General features: G+C 43.1%; 9 protein-coding genes. 3 read left to right on the top strand and 6 right to left on the bottom strand.

Going from position 1 to position 15,719, the window contains the following annotated elements:
- Positions 1-37: 37 nt before the first annotated feature.
- The gene (locus AC5ELV_RS11730; RefSeq protein ID WP_493430326.1) at positions 38-2,755 is read right to left on the bottom strand and encodes a stalk domain-containing protein; all 2,718 of its coding nucleotides are present in this window, start codon (positions 2,753-2,755) and stop codon (positions 38-40) included.
- 267 nt (positions 2,756-3,022) lie between these two features.
- Here AC5ELV_RS11730 and AC5ELV_RS11725 point away from each other — a divergent pair, with 267 nt between their 5' ends.
- The 3 genes from AC5ELV_RS11725 to AC5ELV_RS11715 are packed head-to-tail and all read left to right on the top strand — an operon-like array spanning position 3,023 to position 8,504.
- Complete coding sequence (locus tag AC5ELV_RS11725; RefSeq protein WP_493430325.1) at positions 3,023-4,432, top strand: efflux RND transporter periplasmic adaptor subunit; 1,410 nt, start codon at positions 3,023-3,025, stop codon at positions 4,430-4,432.
- The gene (locus tag AC5ELV_RS11720) at positions 4,429-7,545 is read left to right on the top strand and encodes an efflux RND transporter permease subunit (RefSeq protein WP_493430324.1); all 3,117 of its coding nucleotides are present in this window, start codon (positions 4,429-4,431) and stop codon (positions 7,543-7,545) included. The genes AC5ELV_RS11725 and AC5ELV_RS11720 overlap by 4 nt, the downstream gene beginning before the upstream one ends.
- A gap of 56 nt (positions 7,546-7,601) precedes the next feature.
- Positions 7,602-8,504 (top strand): TetR/AcrR family transcriptional regulator, encoded by a 903-nt coding sequence (locus tag AC5ELV_RS11715; RefSeq protein WP_493430323.1) that lies wholly within the window; start codon positions 7,602-7,604, stop codon positions 8,502-8,504.
- A gap of 133 nt (positions 8,505-8,637) precedes the next feature.
- Here the strand turns inward: AC5ELV_RS11715 and metK are convergent, their stop codons facing one another.
- The 5 genes from metK to AC5ELV_RS11690 form a co-directional block, all read right to left on the bottom strand.
- Positions 8,638-9,840 (bottom strand): methionine adenosyltransferase, encoded by a 1,203-nt coding sequence (gene metK / locus AC5ELV_RS11710; protein WP_013312298.1) that lies wholly within the window; start codon positions 9,838-9,840, stop codon positions 8,638-8,640.
- A 334-nt stretch (positions 9,841-10,174) separates the two neighbouring features.
- Positions 10,175-10,465, bottom strand: coding sequence for an alpha/beta-type small acid-soluble spore protein (locus AC5ELV_RS11705; RefSeq protein ID WP_493430322.1), 291 nt, complete (start codon positions 10,463-10,465; stop codon positions 10,175-10,177).
- A gap of 141 nt (positions 10,466-10,606) precedes the next feature.
- Complete coding sequence (locus AC5ELV_RS11700) at positions 10,607-11,185, bottom strand: hypothetical protein (RefSeq protein ID WP_493430321.1); 579 nt, start codon at positions 11,183-11,185, stop codon at positions 10,607-10,609.
- 68 nt (positions 11,186-11,253) lie between these two features.
- Positions 11,254-12,780 carry a stalk domain-containing protein gene (locus tag AC5ELV_RS11695; protein WP_493430320.1) on the bottom strand — a complete coding sequence of 509 codons (1,527 nt, stop codon included), beginning with the start codon at positions 12,778-12,780 and terminating at the stop codon, positions 11,254-11,256.
- Between the two features lie 99 nt (positions 12,781-12,879).
- Positions 12,880-15,249 (bottom strand): copper amine oxidase N-terminal domain-containing protein, encoded by a 2,370-nt coding sequence (locus tag AC5ELV_RS11690; RefSeq protein ID WP_493430319.1) that lies wholly within the window; start codon positions 15,247-15,249, stop codon positions 12,880-12,882.
- Positions 15,250-15,719 lie beyond the last annotated feature (470 nt).

The raw sequence follows: 15,719 nt of genomic DNA, 5'->3' as shown, positions 1-15,719 counted from the left end.
CTCCAATCCTAGCATTTCAAGTATATATCATACCATATCATGACTGAAGGGTGATGGTCTTCGTTTCTTGTTCCCATTTTACAGTCATTCCTAACTGCTCAGATACGAGTCTTAACGGGACTAAAGTCCTACCTCCTAGCACAACGGGTGCAACATCAGTGCTTTGGCGCTTCCCGTTCAGAACAACTTCTTTTTTCCCTACGGTCAAATCCATCAGCACACCGCCGCGCATAACGGTGATCCGCTGATCGCCCGCATTCCATTTGGCTTGTCCGCCAAATGCGTCCAGCACATACTTAATCGGAACATACGTTGAACCATCGCGAGTCATGGGAGCTGCATCAATTGTTGTAGGTGTTCCGTTTACTGTCATTGATTTTTGTCCGATCGTCATTTGAGCTGTTCCTTTTTTGAGTCCTTCTGTGCCGACCGTTCCCGGTGTATTAAAAGAAATATTATCAAAAGCAACATTGCCTGTTTTAGCGCGCTCGTCCTGACCCTCTGCCACATTGACCACATAAAGACGCTTCAGCTTCGCCGGATACGAAATATTTAAACCACTCATATCTGCATTAATGGTTTTCCAGCCGTTCCAGTCGATCACTTTAGCGAGATCAATATATGCTGTTTTGCCTTGGGCATCCTCTAGCTCTGCACGTAGCCAGTTCAGACTCTTATCCCCTCTGACATCAATCGAGATGGAAGTAGCCGCCTGTTCAAGCGTTTTCCCGGATGTGCCGTTCAATTGGGCGTAAGCATACATTTTACCACTACCATTTGTCATATCGTAGTTCAGCTCCAGCACTTTGGAATTGACATGGTCGCCATCTCCTTGTACAACAGCCGCTGTGCCGGTAACACCTTCCACATTCGAAGTAAAATCAACCGGATACGAAACATTTTCGAAGTTCTCCCAGTTGTTTGTACTTGCTCCGCCAGCAGACAGGAAGACGACAGCGCTGAAACCATCATAGCGACCGATGGCATAGCCCGTTTTCACGCCTGCATCCACCGTATTTACTGCAAGCTGATTGTCCTTGACACTTCCCTTAAAGCCGATGAACTCCCATTTGAGCGCATCTGAAGTAATGCTGACACTCTGTCCATCTTTTGTCTTTGCCGTTACCGGTACAGCGATTTTAGCTCCAGCGGTAAGCGAGCCAGTTCCAGTGCCTGCTGTAAGTGATGAAATTTCATCTGCTCCAAGCACTGTGACCTTGGTTGTAGCGCTGGCTGAGCCGCTGGATGCCGTTAAAGTAGCAGTCCCCGGTTTGGCTCCCTTTACAACGCCGCCGCTCACTGACACAACAGCCGGATTGCTGGATTTCCACGTCACTTGTACTTTCGAGGTATCAAATGGATTGTAGTAGTTGTCATACCCTTTGAAGGAATAGCTTCCGGTCTGTCCAATCAGCAGCGTTTTATTGCCCTTGATGGTGAAGCCTTTGAGCGTTCCTTTAGGAGCATTGGTATATACCCCAACTCCATTTACAATACTACGTTGCTCTGTACCATATTCCGTATTGAACGTCAGCCCTGCTGTCGTATCTCCCAAATCACGTGTCACCATGGTGGTAGAGCCGCCCCCGTCAAGGTTCATCCCCTTCCAGACGCCAATATCCTTCATCAGCGTTTGCAGCTCGCTCAAGGATACACCAACGCTGTTCCCATTCTTCTCAACAGCAATGACATAAGCGTAACGCTTGTCACGAGAATATCCCAGAGCTGTACGCGCACGCGTCCCGCCTATGCTTGTTGTGCTCCGAGAAAAAGAGGTTTTCTGACCGTCATTTACTAATATGGTATGTCCACCAATCATCATCTGAAGGTTAGAAGGATCTACTTCGCTTCCTGTCGATTTAACACGAAGGTGATAGCTTGTTTCTACCGTCTGTCCCACAGTCAGATGCGCTTTGGCATAATCTGCGGCTTTACCATGAGTACGTAAAATATAGCCATCCTGCGGAACGGTCATATTCAACGTAGCATTGTCGGAGACTTGTGTAACTACGCCATTTTGTACCAAGATCTCAGTGGGCGTTGTCGAACTGTTTTTGGGCCGCTCAATTGCTTTCCAAGCAGATGTATAAATATACATAGCATTAGAGTGACTATAGCTGCTCCCACTCGTCTCAGGGGAATACGAAGCCTTGTTCATCCCTGCCAAAGAGAAGGACGACCCATCTCCAGCTTTCACTGTACCTTCAAAAGTAAACTGCTCCACCATCGGAGAACCATCCTTGGTTACAGCAAAGGCATACATGCCCGTTAAATCAGATGGAGTAGACATCAACACACCCTTGGATACTTGTCCACCGATCGGAGCTCCCTCGCTGGAGGTATTAAAATAATCCCCGTTCACGCCAGCAACCGCCCCGGTCTCTTTTGCCATACCACCTGTACTCTGACGGGTCGTAAACTGTCCATTCTTCCCCGTCATGACATCCAGCTTGACGTACGGATTTTGCAAGTCCACTCGAATGATATCAGCCAGCGCTGTTCCTTTGGAGCCTTTAAAACGATATTTCATCAATGTTGCACCCGAAGTAATGATCTCTTCGCCCAATTTTACAGTTGAACCAGAGGCTGCACTTGCGATTGGAACAGACATCCAACCATTTAAGGGAATTAGAGCCCCAGTTCCAACAACCGGACCGACCCATAATACCCCTGCCAGTGTTAACACGGCCCATCTCTTAGCGATTCCTCTGCCATTTACTCTCACTTCACTCTGTTTCTTGTTACTTAAAAACATTTGGATAATAGCTCCCATCTTCAATGTATTCAAACGGTTTTGTTCCGCACGTGTACTCTATCAATAAACAAAAAAATCCTCTTATGTTAATAGACTTATTATATAGGCAAAAGTTACGAAAATCCCGTCAACTAATTCATAAAATCTAAAACAATGAATTGACGGATGCAATATCGGCGCACTATAATACATTTGAACTTATTAGTTCAAATAATACCACTTAGTTCAAACCTAATTTTTTGTAACTTTTCAGGAGGATTGATAATCATGAATAAACAACGGGCGCTTGTCATACTTGCCCTATCCTTAAGCATTGCCATCGCCGGATGTTCTACCGGGAAGGAAGATGCTGCTCTAAGCTCAGCCGCACAGCCTACCTTTGTGCGTACCACAATTGTCAAATCCTCACCGCTCCATACTGCCTATAACTTGTCTGGCACTCTTCAGGCTTATGAGGAAAACACACTGGCTTTTCAAAATGGAGGTACCGTAGCCAGTGCATATCTCGCTGTCGGCACCGCTGTACAAAAGGGCACCGTGATTGCTAGTTTGGATGACGCTGACTACAAGCTTCAGGTGGAACAGGCGACAGCCTCCATCTTGGAGGCACAGGCTGGTATTGATAACGCACAGGCTAATTTACAGGCTGCTACCTCCGCGATTCAATCCGCCGATGCCGGCATTACAGGAGCTCGCGCGAATGTTAACAAGGTCAATAAAGGCGCACGTGCTCAAGAGAAACAACAAGCGCAAGCTACTGTAGATAAGGCACAAAGCGCTTATAACAAGGCCAAGACGGATAGCGAGCGTACACAAAAGCTGTTTGAGGCGGGCGCAGCCACCGCGTCGGATAACGAAAATGCCCGTCTGAACGCTACCGCTGCTCTTAAAGATCTGGAGCAAGCGAAAGACTCCCTGTCCCTTTTGCTGGAAGGGGCTACAGCCGAAGATCATCAATCCGCCCAGGCTTCCTTTCAAGATGCGCTTGCAGGTAAAAACAAAGCTCTCGCTGCCAGTGAACAAGCTGCGGCTTCCAAAAAGCAAGCCCATGCCAACTACGAAAAAGCCCTTGTCGCCAAAGGACAGGCAGAACTTGCGCTATCACGCACTCGTCTAATTTCTCCTGTGAACGGCGTTATTTTAGGCAAGAGTGTGAATACAGGTGACTTGGTCGCTTCAGGCCAGGCCGTCTATCGCATAGGCTCCATCGACCGCCTCAAAGTACTGCTTCCTGTACCAGACAGTGAAATTAAGGATTGGAAAAAGGGTCAACAAGTAGAAGTGGCGCTCTATGAAGAGACTCGTCAAGGTACGGTGTCTAACGTCTATCCTTCAACCAGCACCGACACGGGAAGCGTTAACGTAGAGATTGTTATAAACAATCCACAACGGGACTGGTTACCCGGTCAGGTCATTAAAGCTGCTCAACAGGTGACCGACAAGAATGGGATTCTCGTTCCTGCCGAAGCAGTCATTAACACGGGAAGCAAGCCTTTTATTTTCAAAGATATTCAAGGAAAAGCTGTTAAAACCCCTGTGGAGCTTGGTAATCAGGTTGTAGATAATCAGTTGCAAATCGTATCGGGACTTCGTGAAGGTGAACGCATTGTCGTTAAAGGGGCAGAAACCCTGTTTGATGGAAATGCGATTCAGTCGGAGGAAGGCGGACGCCCATGATTGAGTACATTGTAAAAAAACGAAAAATTACATTGCTGTTTTTTGTCATGCTGATTTTGGTCGGAATCTTCGGCTTTTTCCATTTACCACAGCAGGAAATGCCGGATGTCACCATACAAAATGCCACGGTAACAACAGTTTACCCTGGTGCTTCACCACAAAAAGTAGAACAAACCGTAACTAAAGAGCTGGAGAAACGCATTAAGGAAGTAGAAGGTGTTAAAACGATTAGTTCGACTTCTGGTAACGGATTCTCCTCAATTTTAATCGAATCCAAAAACGGAGTTGATCCCCAAACGGTTTGGGATAATATGCGTAAAAAAGTGCAGGATGCACAAGCTGATCTTCCCCAAGGCGCTGAAGTGCCTGTTGTAAATGACAAACTAACTAGCTCTTTTATCGGCTCCTATGCCCTGACAGCTGCCTCTTCCGCACCACTATATAAACTAAATGATTTAACAACAACTTGGAAAGATCAGCTTAATACCATTTCTGGCGTATCTAGCGTCAAATTCAATGGTCTCCCTGATCAAGAAGTACTTGTCCATATTGACAATCAGAAGCTTCAGCAATACCAGCTGTCATGGGGACAAGTAGCTCAAGCGATCCAGTCTCAAATGGATCGGGTTCCTACCGGTAATATTGAATACAACGGACGTACCTATCAACTTATTGTTCGCGAGACCGAAAAAGCTGATGAATTGAATCAGGTTCTTTTGACACGCACCAAAGAAGGTAATCCTGTTTATTTGAGAGATGTCGGCACAACGGAGCTGGCACATCCTAATGCAGAATACTTTGCCTATGTAGAGGGTAAACCAGCCATTACGCTAAGTATTGGAGCAGAAACAGGCACAGACATCCCTTCTATGAGCGAAAAGGTCAATACCAAGCTCAAAGAGCTGGAGAAAACACTCCCCGCAGGTGTTCACTTTCAAACTCTTTTTGCACAAAAGGATCAGGTAACCCATATCTTTGACGACTTAAAGCGTGAAACGATTCTTGCGATTGCGGCCGTTATTCTCGTTTGTATGTTGGGGCTGAATTTGCTCACCTCTGCATTTGTCGCACTGGCCATTCCCATTTCGGTTTCGATTGCCATTATCTTTTTGCCTATGTTCGGCATCACTCTAAATCAGATTTCCGTTGTCGGTCTGATCATCGTACTCGGTATACTCGTGGATGATGCCGTAGTTGTAAATGATAATATTGAGCGTAGACTTACGGAATTAGGAGAATCCCCCTCAGTCGCAGCTGTAAAAGGTACCAAAGAGGTCATGCTTTCTATTTTGGTTGCAACTCTGGCCACCATCTCAGCTTTCGCGCCATTGTTGTTTCTGCCGGGAAATGTAGGGGCCTTTATTAGACCCATTCCCGCTATTGTCTCCCTGACCATGCTTGCCTCTATGATCATGTCGCTCACCATCATCCCTATTTTTCGAGAATGGTATGAGAAACGCAGACAGGCTCGTCACCCGCAGGGTAAATCTAAACCAGCAGGCTTGCTCGGCCAGCAGATTCATTCTTTAAACAAGCTTTATTCACAAAAACTGATGCCTAAAGTCATTCAGCGTCCCTTGCTGACAGCTATGGTCGGACTCATGCTTGGAACAGCCGCCTATGGATTAGTTCCCTTTACCTCAGTTGAACTTTTTCCTGAGTCGGAAGATCCTCATGTTGCACTAAATGTAAAAATGCCTATAGGCACTTCAATTGCGGAAACCGACCAGGTCGTCAAAGACCTTGCAGACTGGGTGAAAAAACAACCTGAAACTTCCAAGGTCGTCTACAGCGCTGGAGGGACTGCCCCACAACTGTTTAGTGACATTAATAGTATGGGTGGAAATATTAGCTATAACGAAACGGTGGGGCAGATTGCTGTCGTCGGCAAAGAAAACGTATTCGATCTTAATACGACAGTGGATGCTTGGGAACAACATGTTAAGAAATCCTACCCTGGAGTTACAGTTACGATGTATGTTCCTCGCCTCGGGATTCCAGTGGGTAAGCCTGTTTCTATTCGTATCTCAGGTCAGGATCTGAATGAACTGCAAACCCTTGCCCAAAAAGCAAAGGAGCAGATCGCGACAGTAGAGGGTACAACCGGCATCATGGATGATATAGGAATTGAAAGATATGCACTGGATTTGCAGGTCAACAAGCAAGCCATGGATCAATACCTGGTAAGCTACACAGATTTGACTCGCACCCTGCTTCTATTAAAAGAAGGAGCTCAAGTCAGCCAATTTGATACTGGAAACAGTCTGATAGATATTAAAATGTATTTGAATCACAGTGACGAGGAGCCAAGCAAACTTTTCCAACAATTAAGTGTAGTTAATGCAGCTGGTAAGCAAATTCCATTAAACCAGCTCGTCCAGATTAAGCCGTCATTTGCTATTCAGCAAATCAAGCATTACAATATGGAGCGGACGATTACGGTGGAAGCCGATTTGAACGGACGAACTGCAAGCGAAGCCATGGTGGATGTTGAAAGTAAGCTGGCGCAAATGAAGTTCCCAGAAGGCTACAAATGGGAGGTTGGTGGGGAAACCTCTGACCAATCGACCATATTCAAGGACTTAGGACAGCTGGCGATCGTTGTAGTCTTGCTCATTTTACTTTTGATTACTATGCAGTTTTATTCTCTCTCCATTCCTATTATTATTATGACGACCGTGTACCTGGCAGCAGCCGGCGGGATTATTGGTATTTTCTTGACCGGTATGCCTATCGGTTTTATGAGCATCATGGGAATTATTGCACTCGCGGGCATTGTTGTGCGGAATGGGATTGTGTTAATTGAATTTATCGAGGATGCACGACAAGAAGGAATGGAATTAAAGGAAGCCGTAATACAGGCGGCCGCTGCTCGCTTCAGACCAATTTTATTGACATCTTTGGCAGCCATTGTAGGTATGATTCCGTTAGCACTATTGGGAAGCCTGCTCTTTAAGCCACTGGCGTTTACTGTCATTTTCGGTTTGTTATTCTCGACCTTGTTAACCTTGTTTGTCGTGCCGTCCTTGTATATGATCATGGCCAAGTACAAGATGCGCCGTCAACTCAAAAGACAGCAGCACACAGTTATCACACGTGACCAACCTTTGTGATGTATGAAGTGAATTCGCATGCTGTCGAGTTGGTCGGTCCCTAGGGGGAAGTAAGTATGGAAAGTAAAAAAAATGATATTTTACAGGCGGCCATTCGGCTGTTCTCCAGAAAAGGCTATTATTCAACATCTGTTGAAGAAATTGCCAAAGAAAGTGGGATGGCGAAGGCATCCTTCTATAAATATTTTCAAGGAAAAGAAGAACTCCCTCTAGAAATGTGTATCATTCTGGAAAATAACATTGAACAAGACATCCGGGCTCTCTACAGTAAACCTGATCTTTCTAAGCACGATAAACTGCACGGTTTTATTGTACTTTACTTGAAAAATCTCGTTGAAAACAAAGTGTATCTCATGATGGATCTTCCTGAGCCTTCCATGCTTATTTTTCAGAATGAACAACTCAATTACGCGTTCGAGAATCATGAATACAAATTGTACAAATGGGTTCGCGACTGCCTGATTGATATTTTTGGAACGAGCATTGAAGATCATGCATGGGATATGACCTTTGTACTTAAAAGCATTGTGTTTGAATATATTCGCTTCTTTGCCGATCGGATGAATGATGAAACGATTGAACATCTAACACAGTTTATCATCTTCTTATCCAGTTCCTTGGCAACCAGCCTGAATAATGCTGATTCAGTTCCACATTTGTTCTGGAGCAAGCAAGGCTGGTTACCCGAAAGTGCTCTAAGTAATCCCTTTGATCAAGGCCGTCAAATTAACAGCCTTCTCCACTCCTTGGAAGACAGTATACTGCTGTCTTCGTGGAGTTCAGAGGAGAAACAGGAGTGTCAGCAAATCTACGCTCATTTAAAGGAAGAGGCTCTGAAATCGAACCCTCAGAAAGGCCTCCTGAAAGCGCTTTTTGCGTATTTGGAGCAGTACAAGGAACTACAAAAAGTTTGTCGTTTACTTAAAAATTTATTGGACCATGCACCGATATCCGAGTAGTCACTCCGCATTCGGTACATCGGAGCAAATTCATATTTAACAGCGAAACACATCAAAAAAAGACTGTTCATGCAAAGCATGAAACAGTCTTTTTGGGTTATTGCTTTTATTTTGATAACATACATACGAGGAATTACAGCCCCGCTTGTTCTTTTAGAATTTCAGCTTTATCTACGCTCTCCCATGGTACATCCAAATCAGTACGGCCAAAGTGACCGTAGGCAGCCGTTTGCTTATAAATTGGACGACGCAGATCCAACATGCGAATGATGCCTGTTGGGCGCAGATCAAAGTTATTTCGGATCAATTCAACCAACTTCTCATCACTTACTTTACCTGTACCGTATGTATCGACGTTAATCGAAACAGGCGTAGCTACACCGATGGCATAAGCAAGCTGAATTTCCACTTTGTCTGCCAATCCAGCTGCCACGAGGTTTTTAGCTACATAACGAGCAGCGTAAGCAGCGGAACGGTCCACTTTGGTCGGATCTTTACCTGAGAATGCTCCCCCGCCGTGACGAGCATAACCACCATACGTATCCACAATAATTTTACGGCCTGTCAGACCTGCATCTCCTTGAGGACCACCGATAACAAAGCGTCCTGTCGGATTAATGTAATACTTGGTTTGCTCATCCAGTAATTCGGCAGGAACAACTGGCAAAATAACCTTTTCTTTGATGTCTGCTTGAATTTGCTCCAAAGTAGTATCTTCTGCATGCTGTGTAGAAACCACAATGGCATCAATACGAACAGGTTTACCATTTTCATACTCTACTGTTACTTGGGTTTTACCATCTGGACGAAGGTAATTCAGTGTTCCATCCTTACGCACTTCAGACAAACGTCGTGCAATACGGTGAGACATAGCGATAGGCAAAGGCATCAACTCAGGTGTCTCGTTCGTAGCAAAACCGAACATCAACCCTTGATCTCCAGCCCCAATGTTTTCCGTTTCTTTATCTACTTCAGCAGGATCACGGCTTTCCAAGGCAGCATTAACCCCTTGAGCAATGTCCGGCGACTGTTCATTCAAAGAAGTCAATACAGCGCAAGTATTATAGTCGAAACCGTATTTCGCACGTGTATAGCCAATTTCCTTAATCGTATTACGTACAATGGATGGAATATCCACGTATTCCGATTTGGAGCTGATTTCACCAATGACGAGAACGAGACCAGTAGCTACCGATACTTCACATGCTACCCGTGCATTAGGGTCATTAGCCAAAAAGGCGTCCAATACAGCATCGGAAATCTGATCACAGATTTTATCCGGATGGCCTTCTGTTACAGACTCGGACGTGAACAAATGACGGCCTTTTACAGACATGAATTTCAACCTCCCACAATTAAAATACATGAGGATTTAATAAAAAAATCCTGACATGTCAATGGCATTATTCAGATACCTTCAAGCCAACAAATGGCGGGAGATATCTTGTTACACCTGATTAATAAAAAATGAACCTTTTCCGGTAGGAAAAGGTTGCGTACAAGCCTCAAATGCCATGATATCCTATTTAAAACAAGGTGTCAATTCATGCAGCCCAATTACAACATTTGAAATTGAGGTAAGTTTACATGCAAATCATTTTCGATTTACATGTAAATAACCCCAGTTTATACGCTACTATATGTTAAAAAACTGTAGAAATTATTGCAGTTTACAATGTACCATATTCAGATAAGCTGCGTTCAGCGGATTGTATCAGTCGCTTAGTAATTTCACCACCAACTGAACCGTTCTGTCTTGAAGTTAAATCACGCCATGCTACATTTTCGACTCCTGCAAACTGTCCCAATTCTGCAGCAAACTCACTGTCAGCCTTGGGATGTATATGTGCATATTGAGGATTATAAACAGGCAGCCCAAACTCAGCAGCGATCTCATACTTCAAATCATCTAACCTGGCACGGCTTTCGGGAATTAATCGTCTTTGACCTCTTGACGCCATCGTATACACCCTCCACTAAACGTATTATCTTTCATGGGGTTAGTGTGCAGCGATTAGGTTCAACTTAGCCAAGAACAATTTGCTATCCCAAGCAGTATTTAAGAAAAAGAGCCACCGAGAGCAGCTTATATACAAAACAGTTTACTGAACAGTATAACCGCCTCGCACCATAACGACCAGACCAAACTTCTGACCTTCTTTTACTTGAATACCTCTTCCTTCTCTAGGAAACGATAATAAATGATTTTTTTCGACAGTCTGATTATGGACAATTTCCGTTCCAGAAGTAATATCAATAGCACCACTGGCATCCATACTATACACAACAGCATAACCATTACGTAAAATAAATTCCGAGCCTGATTTGGCAATCAGTTTTTGACCAGGCTTTACATCAACTACCTTTAAAGCCTCTGTCTGCTCTGGTGTGGAAGTTTTTCCTGCACCAGAAGTTCCTGACGCCGTTGTGTTAGAAGTAGCGTTTGTTGCTGGAGCATTCGAACTAGTCGTTTTATTACTTGTACTACTTGCGGGTACTCCACCTTTGATTGCCTGGGCAATTTTTTGGTCAACATAGCTTTTGGTTACGACTGGATCATCAGCTGTACCAGGTTGTCCAGAACTGGAGGCTCCATTAACTGAATTGTTCATTAAGGAGCCTGCTATAATTCCTCCCCCAAGTAAAACTGCAGCCAACGAGACTTTATAGCGTGATTTCATGAAGTCCTCCTACAGCAGGTTAATACATCTTTAAAAATACTATTAAGTTCAAAGCATTACCGACTCGCTTAAGAAGAAGCACCTTGCATAACCCATGGTTTATCATAGGCCATCTTCAAAGTATCAATATTTGTAACTATATCTTCAGCCTGTTGCTCAGCTGTAGTCACTTTCAAATTAGCTTCATAAACCTGAAGCTCTGTAGCCAACCCGACATCAAACTGCTTCTTAGCCATATCAGCCGCACTTCTTGCACTCACCAAGCTAGCTTGAATCTGTGAGTACTGACTTTCCAGTCCTTTGATATTGTTATAAAAAGTCCTTACAGCTTCCTCAAGCGTTCTCTTTGTTCCCTCTGTAGCATACTGAGCTTTGTCGATATCAAGTTGTTGAGCTTCGTATGGGGTATTCCCTTGAGTATTAAAGTTGTAGAGCTTTAAGCTCAATTCAGCTAGATCCACTTTTTGCTCACTCAGCCAAATGGCCGTGCTGCTAGTGAGCACTTGGCTTACTTTAGTTTCCACATTATCTTTAAATTCAGAATATACAGGTTTATCCTTCAACTCGTAACGTTGTTCAGGTTTGTAACCGATCAACTGATTTAACGATATATATGCACTATCCAGATTCTTTTTAGCAGTATCTAAAGCAGCTCTATTTTGAGTTAATTGGTTAGTTGCTTGCGTAACCTCATAATCACTCGACATTTGATTATCTCTCTTAATTTGCGCAACTTTAAGCTTACGCTCTGCATCTTCGATATTCAAAGCTGCCAGCTTGACAGCATTCTGCTTTTGAAGGAGCTTGTTATAAAGATCCTTTACGTTATACTCAATACCTTCTTTAGTCATTTCCAGGTTCTTTTTAGCAGCCTCATAATTAAGGTTCGTCTGGGCATAACCTTTGTAAGCATTATCTTGAGCTTCATTACCTGCCTCTGCAGGAACAAAATCAATATTTTTCCCAGTTTCTTTCATAATTTTACCTGTTTGATCAATATTCACTTCTCCTGTTTTAACTGAGGTACTATCAGCTATGGCCAGTTTAACTGCATCATCGTAAGTCAAGGAGTCATTATAGTAGGTGTCATAAGTAACTTGGGTCACAGGAGCTGTAAGAGGCTTACTAGACAAACTATTGGTTTGATCACCAGTGGTGCTACCATTAACTTGATTGGCAATGGTCACTGTTCGTGTAGTCTGATCCCAATTTACTTTGGCGCCTAATGATTGGCTCACAAAACGTAAAGGAACAAGTACTTGACCCTGTTGAATTTGAGTAGCTGCATCCAGTTGTACAGGGGCACTATTCTTATAAGCAAGCTTAGAACCAACATTCAAAGTCAATGTATCTTCATTTTTAGAAGCAGTTACTTTTTTAGCTTTGCTATCCCAATCGACTTTTGCACCCAAGCTTTCAAAAACGCCACGCAGAGGCACCAGAGTTGTATTTTGACTAACAACAGGGGGCTGTGTATATTGCTGTGTTACACCGTTAATAATAACCTTTATATCACCTGCTTGAGCACCTGCAAAATTAGCAAAAGCAGAAGAAAGAACCAATGTAGAAAGTACTGCCACTCCAAAACGTTTCATAATTTCTCTCCTTTGTCAATAAGACTAATAAAAGAAAAGGGCTCCAAAAGGAACCCTCTTCTCATCTAATTCAGTTAACTCAAAAGAGTTGCTCTTAAATTAGTTGTTGTTTTCAACAGTTACTGTTTTAGCAGTTGCATCATAGTTGATGGATGCATCCAACGCTCTGCTCACCCAGAAGATAGGCAATACAGTACGGTTTTTGTTAGTTACAGCTTTAACGTCCATACGAACCACAGAACCGTTAATAGTCAACAGGTTAGTGTTCAGTTTGATTTGAGCAACGCGGTCACCTTTAATCAGGGTAACTGTGGAAGTTGCTTTGTCAAACAGGATGTTTTGTGGGGATACACCCAAAGCTTCAGCTGCATAACGTACTGGCAAGTAAGTACGTCCGTTTTCAGCATAAGCAGCTACATCAGCTGTTTTAGATTCACCGTTCACTGTATAAGCATTGCTTCCCAGTGTGAAGACAGCAGTTGTTTTAGTAGCACCTGGAGCTGGAGTACCAACAGTTGCGATTGCTACATCAGCAGCAGAAGTGTTGTTATCTTTCCAGTTTTGTACAGCTACACTACCATCGTTGTCCAGGGCATAAGCTGTATAAGCAGCTGCGCTACCTTTCAATTTAGCAATGATGTCGCCTTGAGCTACAGTACGGTCAACAGTCAGCTTAGGAGCTGAGATTGTGATTGTACTTGGAGTAGTACTTTCGCTGTCAATATAGAATCTAAGTACGCCCTTATCGCTGTCACCATAAGTGTCAGAAGAAACGCTCTTAATCTTAAGATCTCCAGCTGTTACTTTTACTTCTGGTGTAGAAGCAAAGCGAACGCCTGTAGGCAATTCCAAGATAACTTGATCATCACCATCACGTGTCAAAGCTTCTTTAGCAGCTTCTGTAATGGTAATATCACCAACTTGTTGATCGCCAAGACCAATAGTCAAAGTAGGTTTAGTAGCAGCAGCAACTGTAACTGCTTGTTTTACAGTAGCAACCTTAACTGTACCGCTCAATCCTTGGCTTCCGCCAACTTCAACGTTGAGGTCACCAGAGAAACCTGGTTGTGTAGCTACTTCAAAGTTTTTCAAGATTAACTTACCAGCATCGTTAGTAGTTTTACCATCTTTAAAAGTAAGCTTCAAAGTACGTTTGTCAGAATCAGTATAACTAGTAGTTACACCTGGAAGTCCATTATTGTACTCAATAGAACCAGTTACATCACTTGTATTGCGGTTTTCGAAAGAAGACTGCCAACGTGCGCCCTCTGGCAAACGAAGAGTAACTGTACGTTTTTCAATAAAGGAACCAGCTACTGCTTCTTTAATTGTAACATCACCGATTTTTTGCTCATCTTGACCAGCAACAATGGTAGTTGGAGTTGCTACAGAAACTCCGCCACCAACTTGACCATAGTTACCAATTACCAAAGTGCTTACACTAGTAGTTGCGCTACCGGAAATACTTGCAGTAATGTCGCCTTCTTTAGCATTTGTTTCATCATCAACATAGAAGCTCAAAGGCAAATTAAAGGTAGTTTGATTATCACTTGCTTTATCCGTATAAATAGTCAGAGTATCTTCATCTTTGGAGAATTTCACATTGCTTGCAGCAAGATCTCCGTAAAGAATATTGGCTGTACCTGGATCATTCCATTTCAAACCGCTAGGCAGTTTCAATTTAATGTTGTTGTTGAACAACGATCCATTAGTTTCTTCTTTAACTTTCAAAGTTGCCGTAAATGAATCGGAGCTAGAAACAGTATCAGTTGCGGACAAGGAAATTTGACCGGAAGATACGACATTAGCAATTGTCGCTTCGCCACTTGTCAGACCACTTGCAGAAGCAGCATCAATGGTAGCTTTAACAGGTCCATTACTTGGTCCGTTAACGTCGATATGATTAAAGTTCAAATACACATCAACATCATCACTAGCGTTATTGAAGTTAAGTGTTACTGTGGCAGAATTATTGCCGTTAGCTCTCACAGTAACTGGATTTGCTGGGTCATACTCATTGTTTTGATCGTTATCCTTGTTGTCATTAGGATTAACATATACACCTAAAGCATATTCTGTTCCATTGTAAGTCGAACCAGTAACAGTGCTCGCACGGCCTGCTGCTTCATATCCTTTAGCGAACTCAAAACCTTTAGGTAATGTAACTGTAAAAGAAGCACCTTTTTTAATGGAAGCTTGGTCAATACCTACTTTTACTCTACCCAGTTCGGAATTCAGCTTTTGGCTCGAACCGATTGTAGGAGTATTCAGAGCTTGGAAGCTAGAAGCTGCATGGATTGCAGTTGGTGCAGTCAATGCTGCGATTGGAGCTGCTACACCAGCAACCAATGTTGCTGTTGCCAGCACGTTGATCATTTTTTTGTTAAACTTTGTCATAACCTTTTTTTCTCCTCCTTGAATATAACCAGAAATATTATTTTTGTCTTTTTGTCGGATCTTGTCACTCATCAGTCGTTACACCTCCTTTCCGAGCTTTATGAGAACCCTTATAAAATGATATCTGTGACAATATCACAGAAGCTTGGAATCTAGTTGAAAGAAAGCGTCCATTTATGACGTACTCCAGTATTATACAATGTGATAACAATGCAGTAAAGATTTTTTTTAGCGAATTTTGTCTTTACGCTTTTGTACCCCTTTGTTTCATACTCACCCAATTAGACGTAGCATGGGTTCAAAAAGTTGCGTCTGTTTCAAAAAAAATTTTATTTTTTTTGATTATGTATTCCGCTTTCCACAGTCATAATTATACTATTAAACCTGTTCCTCCGTCATCCTACAACTTTTACCTTATCAACCTTAAATGTACAAGGGTTATTATCGCACATTTAAGTCGGTCTTTAATGGAGTATATTCGTTAAGAATTATCCATAGAATATATAAAGCACATAAAGTCTATAGATTCCCTTGAAATCTAA

The sequence above is a fragment of the Paenibacillus sp. NMA1017 genome (assembly GCF_058895805.1).
The sequence above is the reverse complement of the archived record's forward strand: the minus strand, read 5'-3'. Positions and strand labels throughout refer to the sequence as shown.

Bases quoted from the DNA above. Each gene is read 5' to 3' on its own strand.
- AC5ELV_RS11730 (WP_493430326.1), bottom strand. From the start codon at position 2,755: ATGTTTTTAAGTAACAAGAAACAGAGTGAAGTGAGAGTAAATGGCAGA.
- AC5ELV_RS11725 (WP_493430325.1), top strand. From the start codon at position 3,023: ATGAATAAACAACGGGCGCTTGTCATACTTGCCCTATCCTTAAGCATT.
- AC5ELV_RS11720 (WP_493430324.1), top strand. From the start codon at position 4,429: ATGATTGAGTACATTGTAAAAAAACGAAAAATTACATTGCTGTTTTTT.
- AC5ELV_RS11715 (WP_493430323.1), top strand. From the start codon at position 7,602: ATGGAAAGTAAAAAAAATGATATTTTACAGGCGGCCATTCGGCTGTTC.
- metK (WP_013312298.1), bottom strand. From the start codon at position 9,840: ATGTCTGTAAAAGGCCGTCATTTGTTCACGTCCGAGTCTGTAACAGAA.
- AC5ELV_RS11705 (WP_493430322.1), bottom strand. From the start codon at position 10,465: ATGGCGTCAAGAGGTCAAAGACGATTAATTCCCGAAAGCCGTGCCAGG.
- AC5ELV_RS11700 (WP_493430321.1), bottom strand. From the start codon at position 11,185: ATGAAATCACGCTATAAAGTCTCGTTGGCTGCAGTTTTACTTGGGGGA.
- AC5ELV_RS11695 (WP_493430320.1), bottom strand. From the start codon at position 12,780: ATGAAACGTTTTGGAGTGGCAGTACTTTCTACATTGGTTCTTTCTTCT.
- AC5ELV_RS11690 (WP_493430319.1), bottom strand. From the start codon at position 15,249: ATGAGTGACAAGATCCGACAAAAAGACAAAAATAATATTTCTGGTTAT.